Here is a 3,528-nt window from a genome sequence, read left to right as displayed (position 1 = left end):
CTGCCGCTGGAGGCCGTGGCTGTCAGCAGGGCGGAAGCCTGTGGATGTGCCTGGCCCCGGAGGCCTTGGCGATGCTCACTGATGGCATTGATTTAAAGGGGGGCAAGATGCGTCCGTGGTATCAGCGGGATTGAGGGAAGAGACACAAAGCTTGATAGAAGTCCGTCAAGAGGCTGCGTTTTAAAGGCCATCCAACCCCGCCGCCGATGACACCTCTTGAAGCCCGACTGACCGCCGAGAACGAGGCGCAGCGGCTGGAGATCAAGCTGCTGAGGGAAAAGATCGACCTGTTGGTTAGGCGCGTCTTTGGACGCAGCAGCGAGGCGATGGATGACGCGCAGCTGATGCTGCTTTTGCAGGGGGATGACGGGGCAAAAAAAGACCCGGCCTCCAGCGCAAACCCCGGCGTCTTGGAGGCTGAACTGGAAAAGCAGGCGGAGTCGGCTAAACCCCAAAAGCGGCGCAAAGAGCGCGAAGCGAGGATACCGGAACACCTGCCCGTGATTGAGGAAGTCATCGAGCCAGAGCCTGTCAAAGCCGCACCTGAAGCATGGCGCTGCATGGGCGAGGAAGTCACCGAGCAGCTCGACTATGAACCGGCCAAGTTCCTGCGCCGCAGGATCATCCGGCCCAAGTATGTGAAGCGTGAAGAGCCGCACCAGCCGCCCATCATCGCCCCACTGACCACCTTACAGGAGCGCAGCATTGCCGCCCCCGGTCTGCTGGCGGCCATCATCGTGGGCAAATACGGCGACCAGCTGCCGCTGTATCGACAGGAGCAGATTTATTCGACCCGCCACGGTGTGGACATCCCGCGCCAGAGCATGGCCCGCTGGCTGGCCCTGGCCGCCGACTGGCTCACCCCTATGTATGATCACATCCGCAGCAGCGTGATGGCTACTGGTTATGTGCAGATTGACGAGACGCCCGTGGCGTATTTAAGCCCCGGCCATGGTCAGACCCAACAAGGTTACCTGTGGACCTGCAAACGGCCCAGAGCCGACGTCTGCTTCACCTGGGCAAGGACACGCAGCGGCACCTGCCTAGGCAACATCATCCCTACCAACTTCAGCGGAACCGTGCAGTGCGACGGCTACGCCGCTTACCCAGCCTTTGCCCGCAGTCGAGCAGGCCTCACTCTTGCAGGTTGCTGGGCGCATGCGCGGCGGAAGTTTTACGAGGCCAAAGACAGCGCCCCACAACAGGCAGGCTGGGTGCTTTTACAGATCGCCCATCTCTACCGCATTGAAGCCCGGCTGCGCGAAAGCCGTGCTGGGCCAAGGTTAAGACAAGCCGTGCGAGCCGCCGAAAGCCGTCCCATCATAGAACGGCTGAACCAAGCTCTACGAAGGCTCAAACTCAGCCGCCGCCACCTGCCCAAAAGCGCCTTTGGGAGAGCCATGGACTATGCTTTGAGCCTGATGCCGATGCTGGAAGTGTATGCCAATGATGGGCATGTGGAGATCGACAACAACCTAGTGGAGAACTCCATCCGCCCCACCGCCATCGGCAAGAAAAATTGGCTTTTTATAGGTGACGCCGATGCAGGCCAGCGCAGTGCGATCCTCTACACCCTCATCGAGTCCTGCCGCGCCCGCAGCCTGGATCCCTGGGCGTATCTGCGCGACGTGCTGACCCGCCTGCCAACGATGACCAACCGACAGGTCAAAGACGTTACCCCGAAAGCCTGGGCAGAGGCCCTGCAACAGAAACTGAAGGCCGCCTAGGGCTCCGCTTGCCCAGTCAACCTGCTTCAGCAGGCGCTTGGCGTGACGCTTACCCTTCAACGGTAGCTCAGGACAATGCCAAACCGCGATGAGCGGTGACTTTCCAATGGCCTTCAGGCCACTGTCTGCATGGCCTGAGTGAAACGAAGGAAACATGCTGGATGGTGGAGGGACCGTCCACTGACGCGTTCGAGAGTAAGGTGGCAAGCTCCTTCGAGCCTCTGCACCGAGAAGCTTGCTGCGGAGTTTTATTTTTTAGAAGCTGGCATGGGTGACGTGCCTGCTATGGGTTGTCTTTGTTTTCACCTAATTCAATGTATCGCGCCCAATTTGGCACTGACGTTACGGTTGGATGATTTTTGAGAATATAATTTAGATCAGTATGATTATCACACAACATACTTTTCAAGTCAATAATCAAGCTATTTTCCGACAATAGCCTTTCCTCAAATTCAAGACGACTATCTAAATTACCAGCCAGCGATTTTAATACCACTTCCCAGTTTCTAACTACAGATGATTTCCCATCTCCTAAATTCAGCCACGGCCCGCTCCAATGGAGTTCTCTAAAACAATCCAGTCCAAAGATTTCTAGATCAATAATACTACCATACCAGCCGAAGGGGCCAGCTGGTATTAAAGGCCTATGCAGTGGAGAAGCTGCAAATTGGATTGCGACCATAATGGCACCATCTTTTGAAATCTGACTAAATTCAAACAATATACGCTCGTAAAAACCATTGTTCTTCCGACGAACAATCCATTCTACTCCTTTCGCCAGATTGCGCCTACTTTCCAGTATATGCGTATCAGGCCTATCGCCAACCAACCAAGGACACCAACGAGCGATTTCAGCAATAAGATACGGTAGAATTTTATTTAGTTTCATTTGACACTTTTTTCTCAAGCTCTGAATTTAAACCCTCCCATCTTTCTTCGGAAATTTTCATTTCCCCTCCTGCAAAAGGTCCATTCCGGACCAGAATGCCATGATCCGTCTTGTAAGAAATTGGAAGAAAGCTAAAATGTTTGCGCTTAAATGTTAATGAATACTCTAAGCCACCATCAGTGACTCCAATGTAAGGATTTGCGTCGTTTTGGCGGTCCATTTCATCAACTACAGATTGATGCACGGCAGTAGCAGTGCTAAACATATCAACCACACTCAACAGGCGCGTTGTTTGAGTATGAACTCCACGAGCTGAGGCAAAATCCGAGGCTAAATTCTTACCCGGCCTTGCTTCCAGTACAAGGCCGGGCTTAATACCTGTCCGATTTGCTACCTCATTGACCCACTCAGGCTCCATACCCTTCACTCCTGTTTTATAATCAAAAATCGCGTCGACTTTTCCTTTCATATCGACACCACCACCCTTAGCTAGGCCACTTTTGTGATCGGAATCATTTAATAGAGTGATGTCAGGCCGCCGGCTGTTGGCTGGCCACTTGCTTACAGAATTGCCATTTTTTCCTTGGTATGACTGCTTCTTAACTGCTCCACCTTGTGCATTTATACTTTGCTCAAGCATTAGGTAGTCCGCATATTTCGATCCCGCCATCATCTCTTGGAGTTTCGCATGTTTGAGCTTTGCTAATGTAAGGTTATCACCAGTTGGTCCGTGTGCCAATTCGATAACTTCAACTGCACTTTGAATTTCTGTAGCAATATGAGATCTAATCGCATCAGTAAGTTCAGCCAGCCCCAGCGGGTCCCAAGCCGTCCAAGGGTTCTGCTTCACGTAGGCATACAAGTTGGGGCCATCCACAAATCCTGCCGGGTCTCGGCTCAGCCACATCCCCG

The 3,528-nt window shown here is 53.2% G+C and carries 3 protein-coding genes; 1 reads left to right on the top strand and 2 read right to left on the bottom strand.

Going from position 1 to position 3,528, the window contains the following annotated elements; all coding sequences use genetic code 11:
- Positions 1 to 206: 206 nt before the first annotated feature.
- On the top strand, positions 207 to 1,727 hold the full coding sequence (gene tnpC / locus B5D61_RS25390) for an IS66 family transposase (RefSeq protein WP_078816231.1): 1,521 nt from the start codon (positions 207 to 209) through the stop codon (positions 1,725 to 1,727).
- A 283-nt stretch (positions 1,728 to 2,010) separates the two neighbouring features.
- On the opposite strand, the gene B5D61_RS25995 is transcribed toward tnpC, so the two are convergent.
- Together B5D61_RS25995 and B5D61_RS25385 are read right to left on the bottom strand one after the other, a co-directional pair.
- Positions 2,011 to 2,616 carry a hypothetical protein gene (locus B5D61_RS25995; RefSeq protein ID WP_139373511.1) on the bottom strand — a complete coding sequence of 202 codons (606 nt, stop codon included), beginning with the start codon at positions 2,614 to 2,616 and terminating at the stop codon, positions 2,011 to 2,013.
- The coding region (locus B5D61_RS25385; protein WP_217699076.1) for an RHS repeat domain-containing protein at positions 2,603 to 3,528 on the bottom strand (926 nt) is incomplete at its 5' end. The genes B5D61_RS25385 and B5D61_RS25995, both read right to left, overlap by 14 nt.

The sequence above is a fragment of the Prosthecobacter debontii genome (assembly GCF_900167535.1).
GTDB lineage: Bacteria > Verrucomicrobiota > Verrucomicrobiia > Verrucomicrobiales > Verrucomicrobiaceae > Prosthecobacter > Prosthecobacter debontii.
This window is presented reverse-complemented; position numbering and strand designations above follow the sequence as displayed.